Consider the following 14,187-nt stretch of genomic DNA (forward strand, 5'->3'; position numbering starts at 1 on the left):
TTTAAGTGGTCGTCGGGTTTCTTTTCGTCACCGCTTCGGGGGGCGGGCGCAGGTGCGGCCTCCGATCCGGGAGGCCGGATCGGAGGCCGCGGCCGGTACGGGCCGCGGGTCAGACCGTGAGGACGATCTTGCCCGTCGTGTGCTGGGACTCGCCCAGCTCGTGGGCCTTGCGGACCTCCTGGAGCGGGAAGGTCTCCGCGATCAGGGGGCGGAGGCTGCCCGCGTCCGCGAGGGCCGCCAGCTCCGCCAGGACCACGTGGTCGGGGGCCACGTTGACCGTGATGGCGCGGACGCCCGCCGCGGTCGCCTTCACCGTGATCTCCTCGATCGCGAGGGGGTTCGTCACTCCGATGTAGAGGCCGCCGGGGCGCAGGGTGCGCAGCGAGCGGTCCTCGTAGTCGCCGCCGATCAGGTCGAGTACGACGTCCACGTCCTGCACGGCGGTGGCGAAATCCTGCACCGTGTAGTCGATCAGCTCGTCGGCGCCCAGCTCGCGCAGCAGCTCGTGCTTGGCCGCGCTGGCGGTGCCGATGACGTACGCGCCGCGGGACTTGGCGATCTGGACGGCCAGGTGGCCGACGCCGCCGGCCGCCGCGTGGATCAGCACCCGCTGGCCCGCCCGGATGTCCGCGCCGTCGACCAGCGCCTGCCAGGCCGTCGATCCGGCGAGCGGCAGGGCCGCGGAGGAGACGTGGTCGAGGCTGTCCGGCTTGCGCGCGAAGTGGCGCGCGGGCGCGGCGACGTACTCCGAATATCCGGCGGCCTCGTGGGGGAACGAGGGCAGGCCGAAGACCTCGTCGCCGACCTTGAAGCGGTTCTCGCCCGCCGCGACCGCCACGACGGTGCCCGAGACGTCCCAGCCGACGCCGAACGGCGGGGTCAGCCACAGCCCGTACGCCCGGATCTTCCAGTCGATGGGATTCACACCCGCGGCATGGGTCTTTACCAGAATTTTCGTGGAGCCGGGAATCGGGAGCGGGGAATCCGTCAGGTTCAGTACTTCAATTCCGCCGAGGGACTCCTGGCGGACGGTGCGCATGGTTTCTGTCATGCATTCGATGATCTCAATTCGCAAAGCCGAATCCCCGTCGATATCCGGCCATTCACGACCTGACAGACCGGCGTGGAATGGTTTTTGCGCCGAAGGCGGCTGTTCAATGCTGGGGTATATGACTCAGCTGCGATCACTTGGTTCGGCCGGCCCTGAGGTTTCCGCTCTCGGCCTCGGCCTGATGTCCATGTCCGACTTCTACGGCCCCGCCGACCGGGCCGAGGGTGTCGCCACCGCGCACGCCGCCATCGACGCCGGGATCACCCTCCTCGACACCGGCGACTTCTACGGCAGCGGCCACAACGAGCTCCTCCTGCGCGAGGTGCTGCAGAGCCACGACCGCGAGCAGCTCACCCTCAGCGTCAAGTTCGGCGTCCTGCGCGACCCGGCCGGCGGCATCCTCGGTGTCGACTGCCGTCCCGAGGCCGTGAAGAACTCGCTCGCCCAGACCCTCCAGCGGCTCGGCACCGACTACGTGGACGTGTACCGCCCGGCGCGCCTCGACCCGGCGGTGCCGATCGAGGAGACCATCGGCGCCATCAAGGAGATGGTGGACGCCGGCCACGTCCGGCACATCGGCCTGTCCGAGATCGGCGCGGAGACCCTGCGCCGCGCCTCCGCCGTGCACCCCATCTCCGACCTCCAGATCGAGTACTCGCTGCTCTCCCGCGCCATCGAGGACGAGATCCTGCCGACCGCGCGCGAGCTCGGCACCGCGATCACCGCGTACGGGGTGCTCGCCCGCGGCCTGCTGTCCGGCCGGTGGAACCACCAGCGCGCCACCGCCTCCGACGACGGCCGCAGCAGCTTCCCGCGGTTCAGCGGCGAGAACCTCGACCGCAACCTGCAGCTCGTCGCGGCCCTGGGCAAGGTGGCCGAGGCCAAGGGCGTCACCACCTCGCAGCTCGCGATCGGCTGGGCCATGGCGCAGGGCGTCGACATCGTGCCCGTCGTCGGCTCCCGCCGCCGCGACCAGCTCACCGAGGCGCTCGGTGCGCTCTCGCTCGAACTGACCGCCGAGGACGTCGCCGAGATCGAGCGGGCCGTCCCCGCCGAGGAGGTCGCCGGCACGCGCTTCGACGCCGAGGGCATGGCCATGCTCGACAGCGAGAAGAAGGGCTGAGCATGCGGCCCATCGGCAGCGCCGCCCAGTGGCAGGCCGACCGCCTCGACGTCGATGCGTACCTCGACCGCCTCGGCATCACCGGGCCGCTGGAGCCGGATGCGCAGACCCTGCGCCGGCTGCACCGGGCGCACGCCCTGACCATCCCGTTCGAGAACCTCGACATCCTGCTGGGGCGGGGCATCGACCTCGACATGGACGCCATGCAGGACAAGCTCCTGCGCAGCAGGCGCGGCGGCTACTGCTACGAGCACAACATGCTCTTCGCGGTCCTGCTGGAGCGGCTCGGGTACGAGGTCACGCGGCTCTACGCCCGTCCGCTCCTGGACGCCCCCAAGCCGCTGCCCCGTACGCACCTGGTGCTGAGCGTGGCCGTGGGCGGGGAGACGTACCTCGCCGACGTCGGCTTCGGCGACGAGGGCCCGCTGGAGCCGATCCAGGTCGAGGACGGGATCGTCTGCGACCAGGGCGGCTGGGTGTACCGGCTGGCCCGCGTGCCGGGCACCGACAAGGAGTGGGTGCTCTCCCTGAAGCGGGACGACGGCTGGTTCCCCCTGTACTGGTACGCGACGGAGGGGCACCACCACATCGACTGCGTGGTGGCGAACTACTTCATCTCCACGCATGCGAGCTCGCCGTTCACCGGCCGCGTCTTCCTGGAGCGGATCGCGGAGGACTGGCGGCTCAACCTCAACCACCGCAAGCTCACCCTGACCCGGGCCGACGGCGGCAGCGAGGTCCGGTACGTGGTGGACGGAGAGGTGCGCGAACTGCTGGCCAAGCAGTTCGAGATCGAGCTGACCGAGGAGGAGGCCGAGGTGGTGGTCGCCGCACTGCCGGCCCCCGAGCCTTCCTGAACCCCTGCACGGCCCCTGCGGGGCCCGTGGAGCGCCCCGCAGGGTGCGCACCGCGGGCCCCGTTCCGCGTGCGCACCGGAGTCCGTACGCACGGGCCGCGCGGGCGTCCGTACGCGGCGGAGGCGGCGCAGCAGTACGGGCCCGGCCGGGGGGTGGCCGGGCCCGTGCGGAGGGCGCCAGGGGGGGCGGAGCGCGGTGCGGGGGCGTGCGGGGGCGTGCGCGGGGGTCAGCGGGGCTGGACGGCGATGCGGGTGGCCTTGCCGGTGGAGGCGCCGCTGGTGACGAACGAGCCGTCCAGGTTGTTGATCGTGAAGGCGAAGTCGAAGTTCGCGGTGTTCTTGCCGGTCACCGTGATGTTCGCCTTGAAGGTGATGGTGGAGGCGGCCTTGCCGTCCGTGCCGATCAGGAAGGCGGTGTCGGTGTCGGAGTAGGTGCCGCAGCCGGTCAGGCGCCACTCGCCGTGCGAGGCGGTGGTGGTGTTGTTCGGCGAGGTGAAGTTGACGACGCCGGCGGTGGCGGTGGCGCTGCCGTAGTAGCTGCCGAGGAAGGTGTCGTGGGTGTTGTCGTCGACGACCTTCCAGCTGCCCGGCAGGGTGTAGCAGCCGCTGCCGCCCTCGACCGCGGCGTTCGCCGAACCCGTGACGGCGGTCGCGGTGGCGAGCGCGGCGATACCCGCGAAAACGGCCACCTTGATGCGGGTGCTCTTGCGCATGTGATTGTCTCCCATGAAATCGATGTGTATTCCTGCAATTCCTATGATGGCGCGGTGAATTCATGGGAGGTATGGACCAGATGTCGATCCGTCAGGTCGGCTCGATGTCGTCGGCATGGCAAAAAAGCCCCGGTGCCGCACGCGAATGTGTGCGGCACCGGGGCCTGATAGTGAAAGGAAAGGAAATCAGTCGATCTGCATGACGATGCGAACCGCCGGGTCGATGTCCGGCTGCTTCGGCATGGCGGCCGGGTCGATGACGATGCCGAAATTCTCCTCGTATGCGGCGCGCAGGGCGGCGTCGTCCGCCAGCTCGACGGTCACGGTGCCGTTCTCGTCCGTACGCGTCAGCTCCCGGCCGTTGACGGTGACCCGGCCGGCCTCGTTCTGGATCGAGCAGATGAGGTTGTGCAGGAACACCGAGTCGGGCGCCGTGCGGTACCACCACAGGGTCGGATGGAAGTCCCCGATGCGCACCGGCCGTTCGTCGAGCCGGTACTGGATGTTCCCGTTCAAGTGGACCTGGAGGAAGCCCTCCTCCGGCCGGGTCACCCGGTAATCGCCGTGCGGGTCCTTCTGGACCTCCGCCGAACCGGTCTGCAGCGGGAACCGGCTGTTCTTGCCGAAGCCCACGTCGACCAGCCAGTCCTGCTCCTCCAGGCGCACGCGCAGCGCCAGGTGGCACAGCGGGGCGCCGAACGCGCCGCCGAGGAAGACCTGGCCGGCGAGGATCTCCACGGAGAAGCCGAGCGCCTCCAGGAGATGCCCGAAGGCGGGGTTCAGCTCGTAGCACCCGCCGCCGCGCCGGCGGGTGACGATCTTCTTGTAGAGGAACTCCCGTTCGAGGCCCAGCTCGGCGCCTTCGACGTGGTAGTCGATGTTCTCGAAGGGCACCGACAGCACATGGCGCTCCTGGAGGTGCTGCAGGGCGTGGATGTCGGCCTTCTCGGGCCGGCGCGCGCCGATGCGCTCCAGGTACGCGTCCACCATCGCATCGCTGAGCATGGTCTTCGTCTTCTCCTCTGTCATCGGGACCACCCGGTCGGCGGGATGTTGTGGTTCACGCGGAACACGTTCTGCGGGTCGTACGCGTCCTTGACCGCGACGAGCCGGGCGTACGTCGTCTCGTCGTACGCCGAGCGCAGGTGCTCGGGGGTGCTCTCCAGGGCGCTGATGAAGCTGAGGAACGGGCCGCCGATCCGCCAGGGCTCCATCGTCTCGATGAGCCGCTCCTGGAACTCCCGTACGTCCTGGATGTGTTCGGGCCACACCGGCGCGCCCGCGAACAGGGTGTAGGCGGTCTCGCGGTGCGGGAGGGCGTTGGGGTGCTCCGGCTGCCGGCCGAGTGCGCCGCCCAGGTGGCGCAGCTCGATGCCGGGGCGGACCTCGTCCACCCCCTCCTTGATCAGCGGCAGCAGGGTGTCCACGGCGGCGTCGTCGAGCTCGCGGATCCGGGTGGAGCGTTCGAAGTAGACGAACGGCATGGTCGGGTCCATGTTGATCTCGGCGACCCGGGTGTACGGCATGTCCGCGACGGTGTCGAGGACGGCCGGGGCGATCTCCCGCAGCGGGCGGAGCAGTTCCTCGCCCTCCGCGACGGGCCCGTTGAAGGCGATCCGGATGTGCGCGAGGAAACGGCCGCGGACCGGCTCGGGCAGCACGTCGATGTCGGGGAAGCGCATCACGGCGATCGAGGACTGCATCGCGTCGGGGACGGCTTGCGTCCAGTCGCGCCAGGTGCGCAGGATCTCGTCGATGTGCTCGCCGGGCAGGAACAGGCCGCCGCCGTAGAGCCGGGCGACGGGGAAGAGGCCGATCTCGATGGAGGTGACCACGCCGAAGTTGCCCTTGCCGCCGCGCAGCGCCCAGAACAGGTCCGGGTGCTCCTCGGGGGACACGAGCCGCAGTTCGCCGTCCGCGGTCACCAGGTCGATGCTCTTGACGTGGTCGGCGGAGTAGCCGTACGAACGGCCGAGCGGGCCGAGGCCGCCGCCGAGGGTGTACGAGACGACGCCGACGCCGGGGGAGGCGCCGTTGAGCGGGGCCAGGCCGAAGGCCGCGGCCTCCTCGATGACCCGGCTCCACTGGACGCCGGGCTCGATGCGGGCGGTACGGGTGCGAGGGTCGATCCGTACGCCGCGCAGGTTGCGGGTGTTGATCAGCAGGGCGCCGTCGGCGAGCTGCGCGACACCGTGCCCGGTGGCCTGGACGGCGACGGCGATGCCGTGGCGCGCGGCGAAGCGCACGGAGGCGAGGATGTCGGCGGTGCCGTCGGCGAGGACCACGGCGGCGGGCCGGCTGTCCGCCAGGATCCGGTTGAAACCGACCTCCGTCTCCTCGTCGTACGCGTCGGTGCCCGGCAGCAGCAGCGGCCCGCGCAGCTCGACTGCGAGCGCGGCGAATTCGTCGGTGGTCACGGCGGTGGTGGTCACGGAGGAGGTTCCTTTCGCTGACGGGGTGCTCACCGGGAGGCCTTGCCGGCGGTGCGCAGGCTCGGGAGCGTGAGCGCGGTGAGCAGCACCACGACGCCGCCCAGCCAGGCCACGGTGATCAGCTCTACCTGGTCGACGACCAGACCGCCTACAAGCGCGCCGAGCGCGATGGCCAGGTTGAAGACGGACACCCACAGGGCGGAGGCGGCCTCCATCGCGTCGGGCGCGGACTTGAGCATCCAGGTCTGGAGGCTGACGGAGACACCGCCGAAGGCCAGGCCCCACAGGACCAGCAGGGCGATGCCGCCGGCCTGGCTCCTGCCGACGAGCGGGAAGAGCAGCATCGCGCCGGCCAGCGCGACGATGATGACGGCCATGGTGCGGCCCAGGTTCTTCGCGACGGCCGCACCGGCGACGAAGTTGCCGATGATGCCGGCCACGCCGAAGCCCAGCAGCAGGATGCTGATCAGGTCCTCGTCGATGCCGGAGACCTGCTGGAGCATCGGGCTGACGTACGTGTACGCGGCGAGGTGCCCGGTGACGATGAGGGCGGTCGCGATGATGCCGGAGCGGACGCCGCGGTTGGCGAACTGGCCGATCAGCTCGCGCACGCCGACGGGCCTGGTGGCGGGCAGCGAGGGCAGCAGGGTCAGCAGGGCGACGAGGACCGCGAAGGCCAGGACGCCGAGCGTGGCGAACGCGGTGCGCCAGCCGGCCAGACCGCCGATCAGGGTGCCGGTCGGCACGCCGAGGACGTTGGCGGCGGCGACCCCGCCGAAGATCAGCGCGGTGGCCCGGGGGATCGCCGCCGGCTGGACCAGCCGGAAGGCGAGGCCGCCCGCGATGGCCCAGAAGCCGCCGATGGTGATGCCGACCAGCACGCGCGAGGCGAGCAGGATCCCGAAGTCGGGCGCGAGCACGGTGACCAGGTTGGCGACCGCCATTACGGTCATCAGGCCGACGAGCAGGAAGCGGCGGTCCATGCGGCCGACGACCACGGGGATCAGCGGCGCGGACAGCGCGGCGACCAGGCCGGGCACGGTCACCATGAGGCCGGCGGTGCCCTCGGAGACGTGCAGGGCGCCGCCGACCGAGGTGAGCAGGCCGATGGGCAGCTGTTCGGCGGTGACGAGGGTGAAGATGCCGACGGCGACGGCGACGACGGCCAGCCAGCTCTTCAGGGAGGTGGGTTCCTCCGCGGCCGCCGGTGCGGCGACCTCGGCGGACGTTTCGAGTGTTGCCATGACAAGAACCTCATTCGTGTCTCTGGGGGCGGGAGCCGGCCTGCTGGGAGGCGGCAGGGCGGCCGCGGGGCAGCTCAGGTGCGCGGGACCCAGCCGGACTCGTCCCAGAACCGCAGCTGCCGCAGCTTCGAGGTGGTGGCGATCTCCGCGACCGGCTCACCGCCGAGGACCAGCGTGCTGGGGTGCTCGGGATCGAAGACCGGCCATGCGGGGGCACCGGCTCCGGTGGGCACGCCGTCGCGGGCGAAGGCGGCCACCAGGTCCATGAAGGTCTCGGAGACGGCGCGCTCGTGCGGTCCGTCGTGGAACAGCGGGGTGGCCTCGGGTACCGGGTAGGTGGCGGAGACCGCCGCGGGGTCGCCGTACGTCCCGAACAGGAACGGCGAGGTCGCCTCGTGCGGGGTGCCGTGGTGGGGGGCCCGTACGGGCTGTGCGAACTCCATGACGTACTGCGGCGAGCGGCCGTGCCGGGCGTGCCGCTCGGACAGCCGCACGATCTGGTGGCGGAACAGCGCGTCGCCCCAGATCTCCGTCCACAGCGACAGCGGGTCCGGCGCGAGCCCGTCGGCCTCGGCCGCCTCGCGGTACGCGGCGATGCAGGCGTCGACCAGCTCGTACGGGACCTTGTCCATCCCCTTCTCCAGTACGCCGCGCACGGCTTCGCGGAGCTCGGCCGCGTCGGCGGGGGGCGGGGTGGGGGTGGGCTGCGGCGGGCAGGGGCCGGTGTAGAACGAGCCCTCGGTACGGGTGTGGACGGCCAGGACCGGCATCTCGGGGGTGGGCAGTTCGTGGTCGAAGGCGCTCATCCAGCGGCCGTCGACGACCGGGCCGCGGAACTCGCGGCCGCTGCCGGCCCCGCGCTCGCCGGGCAGGCCGCCGAACAGCTCCTCCCAGGCGTCCATCAGGGCGGCCGCGGGAACCTCCCGCAGGCCGCGCACGCTCGTGCCGAGCCGGCCGGCGAGGGACTCGTACGCCCGGCGGGCATCGGCGGGGGACAGCGAGGTGGCCGGCTCCCAGACGTGGCAGGCGCTGATCGGGACGATGCGGCGGATGATGCCGCGCAGCTCGGGCAGGAGGGCGAGCTGCCAGCTGCTCGCGCCTCCGGCGGAGGTGCCGGCGACCGTGATGTTGCCGGGGTCGCCGCCGAAGGCCGCCGCGTTCTCGTGTACCCAGCGCAGCAGCGCCGCCTGGTCCTGGAGGCCCCAGTTGGCGAAGTCGCCGGTGTCCGGGTCGGTGAACTCCTCGTGCAGGCCGAAGCCGAGGGCGCCGAGGCGGTAGTTGAAGGTGACGACGACGAGGTCGCCGCGGTCGGCGAGGCGGGCGCCGTCGTAGACGGGCAGGCTGCCGGCGCCGACCATCCAGCCGCCGCCGTGGATGTAGACGAGCACCGGCTTGGCGGCGCCGGCCGCGGCGGGCGTCCAGACGTTCGCGTACAGGGAGTCCTCGGCGCTGCCCGGGATGATCGGCTGGAGCGACTCGGGGGCGAAGGCCGTCGCATCGCGCACCCCGCTCCAGGGGGCGGGCGGCCGGGGCGAGGCGAAGCGCAGGTCACCGACGGGCGGCGCGGCGTAGGGGATGCCGCGGAAGACGGACAGCCGTCCGGAGCGCTCCCCGGCGATCACGCCGGCGCCGGTGTGCGCGAGCACGGCTTCGGATTCGCCTGCGGTTTCCGGCGAAGGGCTGTGGGCGGCAGAGGTGGCCATTGCCGTGGGTTCTCCATCGTCGTCGACGGGCGGTCAGTCACGCCGACTCCACGGTGCCCATTCGAACCGAATGTGCCGCGTCGGATGACTCTGGACCATCCGATGCTGGTAACCGCGCGAGAACCCGGCAACAAGTGGCACGGCACTTTGTCAGGTGCCGCATTGTCCGTCAGATCGATTCGGGGACGACCGGTGGCCGTGTATTTTCATTCGGCGTACGCTGCCGGGTTCGAATCGTCAAGGAGAATGCGATGCTGGACGACGCAGGAGTGGCCGAATACCTCGACCGGATCGGCGCTAAAAGGCCCGAGCGCGCCGATCTCGCGGGTCTGCGCCACCTTCAGGAGCGGCATGTCCTCTCGGTGCCCTTCGAAAACATCGACTACCACCTCGACCGCGAGATCCACCTCGGCGAGCAGGTCGTCGACAAGATCGTGCGCCGGCGCCGCGGAGGTGGCTGCTACGAGGTGAACTCGGCCTTCGCGGTCCTCCTGGAGGCCCTCGGGTACCGGGTGGAGATCCTGCCCGGCCGGGTCTACCGGCCGGACGGACTGGGGCCGGCGATGTGCCATCTCGCCCTGCGCGTGACCCTCGACGAGCCGTGGCTGGTCGATGCCGGATTCGGCCGCAACAGCCGCCGTCCGCTCCGCTTCACCACCTCTGACGTGCAGCGGGACCCGCACGGGGAGTACCGGGTCGAGGCGGCCGGGGCCGGCGGGTTCGACGTTTCCCTGGACGGGAACCCGCTGTACCGGATCGACGACCGGCCCTGCCGACTCGACGACTTCGGGCCCACCCTGTGGTGGTGGCGCAGCAGCCCCGACTCGCCGTTCCTCCAGGAGCTGTTCTGCTCGCTGCCGCTCGCGGACGGCCGGGTCACGCTGAAGGGGAAGCGCCTGGTCAGGATCGAGGCAGGGGTGCGCACGATCGAGAAGGCGGAGAGCGACGCGGATGTCCTGGCGGCCTACCACACCCACTTCGGAATGGTGCTCGACGAACTCCCGCAAGGCGGTGGCGCAAACCGGACCGTCGGGATCCAGCTGACCTGACACAGACAGTTGACGGACTCATCCGAATAACGTGGACCGGCTCCCGGGGCCCGGCGCACGATGCGAAGAGTACGGCGTTACCCCGTACCCGGAAGGAGCATTGTGTCCATCGTTGATCCCTTGCTGGAATTCCCGCTCGACACCCGGCCGGACCCCGACGAATTCCTGCGCGCCGCCCTGCGGTGGCATTTCTCCCCGGAAACGGGTTCGCCGTTCTGGCTGGAACGCGCAGGAACTCTCGGGTTCGATCCGCTGACCGACGTCAACGGATTCGCGGACCTGAACAAGTTCCCCAACCTCGCGAACGAACTGCGCCACGTACGGGCCGAGGACCTCATACCCCGCGGCTACGGGGAGCACCCCGAGGTCGTGGGCGTCTACGAGAGCGGCGGCACCACCGGCGCCCCCAAGCGCATAGTCCTGCTCCGGGAGTGGCTGGACCGGCTGCTCGCCTGGAGCAGTGCCCAGCTGGACCGCCACGGCGTCCCGCAGAACGTGAACTGGCTGGTCGTCGCCCCCACCGGGCCCCACATGGTCGGTGACGTGATCAAGCGGCAGACCGCCTTCCGCGGCGGCCTCGCCTTCACCGTCGACCTCGACCCGCGCTGGGTCAAGAAGCTCATCTCCGACGGCAAGGGCGCCGAGGCCGGCGCGTACGCCGAGCACATCGTCGACCAGGTCGCCTTCCTGCTCCAGACCCAGGACATCGGCGTCCTGATGTGCACGCCGCCGGTCCTGGAGCGCCTGGCCCGCCGCGACGACCTCGCCAAGCTCATCGACGAGAAGGTGAAGGCGATCAACTGGGTCGGCACGCAGATGGACGCCGACACCCGCTACCTGTACCGCACCGAGGTCTTCCCGAAGGCCCACCTGTACAGCGGCTACGGCTCGACGATGATCCTCGGCAACGCCAGCGAGCGCCCGGGCCTGTCCGACGACGACCCGTGCATCTACGACCCGTTCTCCCCCCACATGATCTTCGACGTGGTCGACCCCGCGACGCGCGAGACCGTCCCGTACGGCGAGCGCGGCCAGGTCGTCATGCACCACATCAGCAAGAGCCTGTTCATGCCCAACAACCTGGAGCGCGACCACGCGACCCGCGTGCCCGCTCCCGAGGGCGTCTGGCAGCTCGGGGATTCCGTGGCGGACATCGCGCCGGTCCAGGAGTTCGACAACGAGACCGTCATCGAAGGGGTCTATTAATGAGTGCCGGCCTGATCACGCTGGACGCGCTCGGGCCCGCCGGACCGTTCCGCGCGCGCAAGCGCACGACCGTCACCGACGTGACGGGCGCGCCGGTGGCCGAACTCAGCCTGGTCCCGAAGCTGTTCGTGACCCGTGCGATGGACGCCCTGCGCAAGGCCGACCCGATGCCGGCCGCCGAGCGGACGGCGGCGCTGGCCCGCGCCGGGAAGATCTTCGCCGAGGAGACGATCGACGGGCTGTCCTTCGCCGAGTACGAGCGCACGGTCGCCCGGGTCTCCGGTGTGCCCATCGGGGTCGTCCAGGCCGCGGCCGCCGCCATCATCGAGGCGACCGAGCAGTCGCGGTTCGCCGCGTACCAGGCGCAGCCGGCCGGCGCCGTGGACGACTGGCGCGCCGAGCAGACCCGCAGCGGCAGCGCCGTGTGGACCCGGCGCGGCGACGTGTTCGCCGTGCACGCCGCGGGCAACCACCCCGGCCCGCACTCGCTGTGGGTCGAGGCCCTCGCCCTCGGCTACCGCGTCGCGGTGCGGCCCTCGCGCCGCGAGCCGTTCACCCCGCACCGGCTGATCTCGGCGCTGCGGGCCGCGGGCTTCGCGGGCGACCAGATCGTGCTGCTGCCCACGGACTACGAGGCGGCGGACGAGATCCTGCGCAGCGCCGACTACGGCCTCGTGTACGGCGGCGACGACGTGGTGCGCAAGTACGCGGGCACCACCGTGCTGCCGCAGGGCCCCGGCCGTTCCAAGATGCTGGTCCCGGCCGGTGTCGACTGGCGCGACCACCTCGACACCATCGTGGACTCCATCAGCCACCAGGGCGGGGTGGCCTGCATCAACGCCACCACCGTGCTCGTCGACGGCGACCCGGCGCCGCTCGCGCAGGCCATCGCCGAGCGCCTGGCGACGATCCCCAGCCTGCCGCCGGAGGACGAGAAGGCCGTCCTCGCGGTGCAGCCGGTGGAGGGGGCGCGCGCGATCGAGAAGTTCCTGCTCGCCAAGGCGGCCGGGACCACGGCGCACCTCGGCGGCGACGGCATCGTCGAGGAGCTCGGCGACGGCAGCGCCGTACTGCGCCCGGCCGTGCACCAGCTGGAGCGGCCGGACGCCGAGCAGGCCGGCATCGAACTGCCCTTCCCCTGCGTGTGGGTGGCCCCCTGGTCGCCCGCCGACGGCATCGGGCCGCTGCGCAACTCGCTGGTGCTGACAGCGTTCACCGAGGACGAGGCGCTGATCGACGCCCTGCTCCAGGAGCCCACCATCAGCAACGTCTACCTGGGCGACCACCCGACCTACTGGATCAGGCCGGGCGTTCCGCACGACGGCTACCTCGGCGAGTTCCTGATGCGGACCAAGACCGTCATCCGCGACTGACCACCTGACGGGTCCGGGCCTCGGCCCGGACCCGCTTGCGCACCACCAGACGTGTGGGCACAGCCTTCCCGCCTTCCCTGTCTCCCCGTCCCCCAGTCACCCGTCACCCACAAAGGAGCGTTCTTGTCATGTCCATGAATGGAACGGCCGGTTCCAGACCTTCGAGACCTCCGCGGCTCCCGTCGCTGACCGGACTCCGCTTCCCCGCCGCCCTCCTGGTCTTCCTCTTCCACGCCTCCCTCGGCGTCCCGTGGATCCGCCTCTTCGCCGAAGACAGCGCCAACGACGCGTTCGCCAGGTGGGCCTCGCAGGCGGGTGCCCTCGGCGTCACGTTCTTCTTCGTGCTCAGCGGCTTCGTGCTGACCTGGTCGGCCCGCGACCAGGACACGATGCGGGCCTTCTGGCGCCGCCGCTTCGTCAAGATCTACCCGAACTACGTGATCACCTGGGCGCTCGCGCTGCTCACCTTCGCGGCCGTCATGACCAAGCCCTGGCAGGCCGTGGTCAACCTGCTCATGGTGCAGGTGTGGGTGCCCGACTTCGCCACCAACTTCAGCGTCGACCCGCCCAGCTGGTCCCTCGGCGCCGAGGCGATCTTCTACCTCGCCTTCCCGGTACTGTTCCTGCTCATCAAGAAGATCGACCCCGCACGGCTGAAGTACTGGATCGGCGGCGTCGTCGCCGCCGTCTTCCTGACGCCGACGCTGACCTACGCGGTCATCCCGGGCGGCGGCATGCAGATGCCCGGCGCTGACGGCACCTCGACCGTGCAGTACTGGTTCGCGTACGTCCTGCCGCCGGTCCGGCTGCTCGACTTCGCCCTCGGCATCCTCGTCGCCCGCGCCGTGACGGCGGGCCGCTGGCGCAACATCGGCACGGTCTGGTCGGCGGCGCTGCTGGCCGCGAGCTACGTGCTCGCGATGAACGTGGAGCACCTGTACGCACAGCGCGCGGTCACCCTCATCCCGATCGTGCTGCTGATCGCGGCCGTCGCCACGCGCGACGCGGAGAACAAGCCGACGCCGTTCAACAACCGGTTCATGATCTGGCTCGGCGAGATCTCCTTCGCCTTCTACCTGCTCCACTACATCGTCCTGGCCTACTCCCGGAAACTGCTCGGCGACGGGCTCTACTCGACGCCGGCCGGCATCGCACTGATCGCCGCCCAGATCGTCGTCGCCGTGCTGCTGTCCTGGGCCCTGTACGCCTGGGTCGAGGCGCCGATCACCCGCCGCTTCTCCAGCTCGCGCAAGGCCAGGGCCGCGAAGGCCGCGGAAGCCGGGGCCGCCGTGCGCGACACCGGCTCGTCCGACTCCGAGGGCCGCACCCTGGAGACCGTCTGACCGTTCCTCATCAGTGAGCAGGAGTGGGTCTTGGACCCATTCCTGGTTACTGCGGGCATCCCGAACGGTTTTGGATGTCCTGGTCGCCCGCGTT

General features: G+C 70.7%; 12 protein-coding genes. 6 read left to right on the forward strand and 6 right to left on the reverse strand.

The window, feature by feature from the left end; all coding sequences use genetic code 11:
* Positions 1-109 precede the first annotated feature (109 nt).
* Entirely contained in the window at positions 110-1,051 is a 942-nt protein-coding gene (locus ABTY04_RS03250) for an NADP-dependent oxidoreductase (RefSeq protein ID WP_352211568.1), read from the reverse strand.
* A 118-nt stretch (positions 1,052-1,169) separates the two neighbouring features.
* Here ABTY04_RS03250 and ABTY04_RS03255 point away from each other — a divergent pair, with 118 nt between their 5' ends.
* Both ABTY04_RS03255 and ABTY04_RS03260 read left to right on the forward strand, forming a co-directional pair.
* On the forward strand, positions 1,170-2,174 hold the full coding sequence (locus ABTY04_RS03255) for an aldo/keto reductase (protein WP_352211569.1): 1,005 nt from the start codon (positions 1,170-1,172) through the stop codon (positions 2,172-2,174).
* Positions 2,175-2,176: 2 nt separating this feature from the next.
* Positions 2,177-3,031 (forward strand): arylamine N-acetyltransferase family protein, encoded by an 855-nt coding sequence (locus ABTY04_RS03260; RefSeq protein ID WP_352211570.1) that lies wholly within the window; start codon positions 2,177-2,179, stop codon positions 3,029-3,031.
* 226 nt (positions 3,032-3,257) lie between these two features.
* On the opposite strand, the gene ABTY04_RS03265 is transcribed toward ABTY04_RS03260, so the two are convergent.
* The 5 genes from ABTY04_RS03265 to ABTY04_RS03285 form a co-directional block, all read right to left on the reverse strand.
* The gene (locus tag ABTY04_RS03265) at positions 3,258-3,743 is read right to left on the reverse strand and encodes a hypothetical protein (RefSeq protein ID WP_352211571.1); all 486 of its coding nucleotides are present in this window, start codon (positions 3,741-3,743) and stop codon (positions 3,258-3,260) included.
* A 186-nt stretch (positions 3,744-3,929) separates the two neighbouring features.
* Positions 3,930-4,772: an arylamine N-acetyltransferase family protein gene (locus ABTY04_RS03270; RefSeq protein ID WP_352211572.1), complete on the reverse strand. Its 843-nt coding sequence runs from the start codon at positions 4,770-4,772 to the stop codon at positions 3,930-3,932.
* Positions 4,769-6,175, reverse strand: a complete 1,407-nt coding sequence (locus ABTY04_RS03275) for an FAD-binding oxidoreductase (RefSeq protein ID WP_352211573.1) — start codon at positions 6,173-6,175, stop codon at positions 4,769-4,771. The genes ABTY04_RS03270 and ABTY04_RS03275 overlap by 4 nt, the downstream gene beginning before the upstream one ends.
* 29 nt (positions 6,176-6,204) lie before the next feature.
* Complete coding sequence (locus tag ABTY04_RS03280) at positions 6,205-7,419, reverse strand: MFS transporter (RefSeq protein WP_352211574.1); 1,215 nt, start codon at positions 7,417-7,419, stop codon at positions 6,205-6,207.
* A 74-nt stretch (positions 7,420-7,493) separates the two neighbouring features.
* Positions 7,494-9,122, reverse strand: coding sequence for a carboxylesterase/lipase family protein (locus ABTY04_RS03285; protein ID WP_352211575.1), 1,629 nt, complete (start codon positions 9,120-9,122; stop codon positions 7,494-7,496).
* A 251-nt stretch (positions 9,123-9,373) separates the two neighbouring features.
* Between ABTY04_RS03285 and ABTY04_RS03290 the strand changes: the two genes are divergently transcribed.
* The 4 genes from ABTY04_RS03290 (at position 9,374) to ABTY04_RS03305 (ending at position 14,093) form a co-directional block, all read left to right on the forward strand.
* Entirely contained in the window at positions 9,374-10,171 is a 798-nt protein-coding gene (locus ABTY04_RS03290) for an arylamine N-acetyltransferase family protein (protein WP_352211576.1), read from the forward strand.
* A gap of 102 nt (positions 10,172-10,273) precedes the next feature.
* Positions 10,274-11,377 (forward strand): phenylacetate--CoA ligase family protein, encoded by a 1,104-nt coding sequence (locus ABTY04_RS03295; protein WP_352211577.1) that lies wholly within the window; start codon positions 10,274-10,276, stop codon positions 11,375-11,377.
* Positions 11,377-12,750 (forward strand): aldehyde dehydrogenase family protein, encoded by a 1,374-nt coding sequence (locus ABTY04_RS03300; RefSeq protein WP_352211578.1) that lies wholly within the window; start codon positions 11,377-11,379, stop codon positions 12,748-12,750. Before ABTY04_RS03295 ends, ABTY04_RS03300 begins: the two co-directional genes overlap by 1 nt.
* A gap of 128 nt (positions 12,751-12,878) precedes the next feature.
* Positions 12,879-14,093, forward strand: a complete 1,215-nt coding sequence (locus ABTY04_RS03305; RefSeq protein ID WP_352211579.1) for an acyltransferase family protein — start codon at positions 12,879-12,881, stop codon at positions 14,091-14,093.
* The last annotated feature ends 94 nt before the right edge of the window (positions 14,094-14,187 follow it).

It is taken from the genome of Streptomyces sp. NPDC097981, from assembly GCF_040302565.1.
Taxonomy (GTDB): Bacteria; Actinomycetota; Actinomycetes; order Streptomycetales; family Streptomycetaceae; genus Streptomyces.

What these genes read in the sequence shown, in the direction of transcription:
- ABTY04_RS03290 (WP_352211576.1), top strand. Translation starts at nt 9,374, where the DNA reads ATGCTGGACGACGCAGGAGTGGCCGAATACCTCGACCGGATCGGCGCT.
- ABTY04_RS03285 (WP_352211575.1), bottom strand. Translation starts at nt 9,122, where the DNA reads ATGGCCACCTCTGCCGCCCACAGCCCTTCGCCGGAAACCGCAGGCGAA.
- ABTY04_RS03305 (WP_352211579.1), top strand. Translation starts at nt 12,879, where the DNA reads ATGTCCATGAATGGAACGGCCGGTTCCAGACCTTCGAGACCTCCGCGG.
- ABTY04_RS03265 (WP_352211571.1), bottom strand. Translation starts at nt 3,743, where the DNA reads ATGCGCAAGAGCACCCGCATCAAGGTGGCCGTTTTCGCGGGTATCGCC.
- ABTY04_RS03255 (WP_352211569.1), top strand. Translation starts at nt 1,170, where the DNA reads ATGACTCAGCTGCGATCACTTGGTTCGGCCGGCCCTGAGGTTTCCGCT.
- ABTY04_RS03270 (WP_352211572.1), bottom strand. Translation starts at nt 4,772, where the DNA reads ATGACAGAGGAGAAGACGAAGACCATGCTCAGCGATGCGATGGTGGAC.
- ABTY04_RS03260 (WP_352211570.1), top strand. Translation starts at nt 2,177, where the DNA reads ATGCGGCCCATCGGCAGCGCCGCCCAGTGGCAGGCCGACCGCCTCGAC.
- ABTY04_RS03250 (WP_352211568.1), bottom strand. Translation starts at nt 1,051, where the DNA reads ATGACAGAAACCATGCGCACCGTCCGCCAGGAGTCCCTCGGCGGAATT.
- ABTY04_RS03280 (WP_352211574.1), bottom strand. Translation starts at nt 7,419, where the DNA reads ATGGCAACACTCGAAACGTCCGCCGAGGTCGCCGCACCGGCGGCCGCG.
- ABTY04_RS03300 (WP_352211578.1), top strand. Translation starts at nt 11,377, where the DNA reads ATGAGTGCCGGCCTGATCACGCTGGACGCGCTCGGGCCCGCCGGACCG.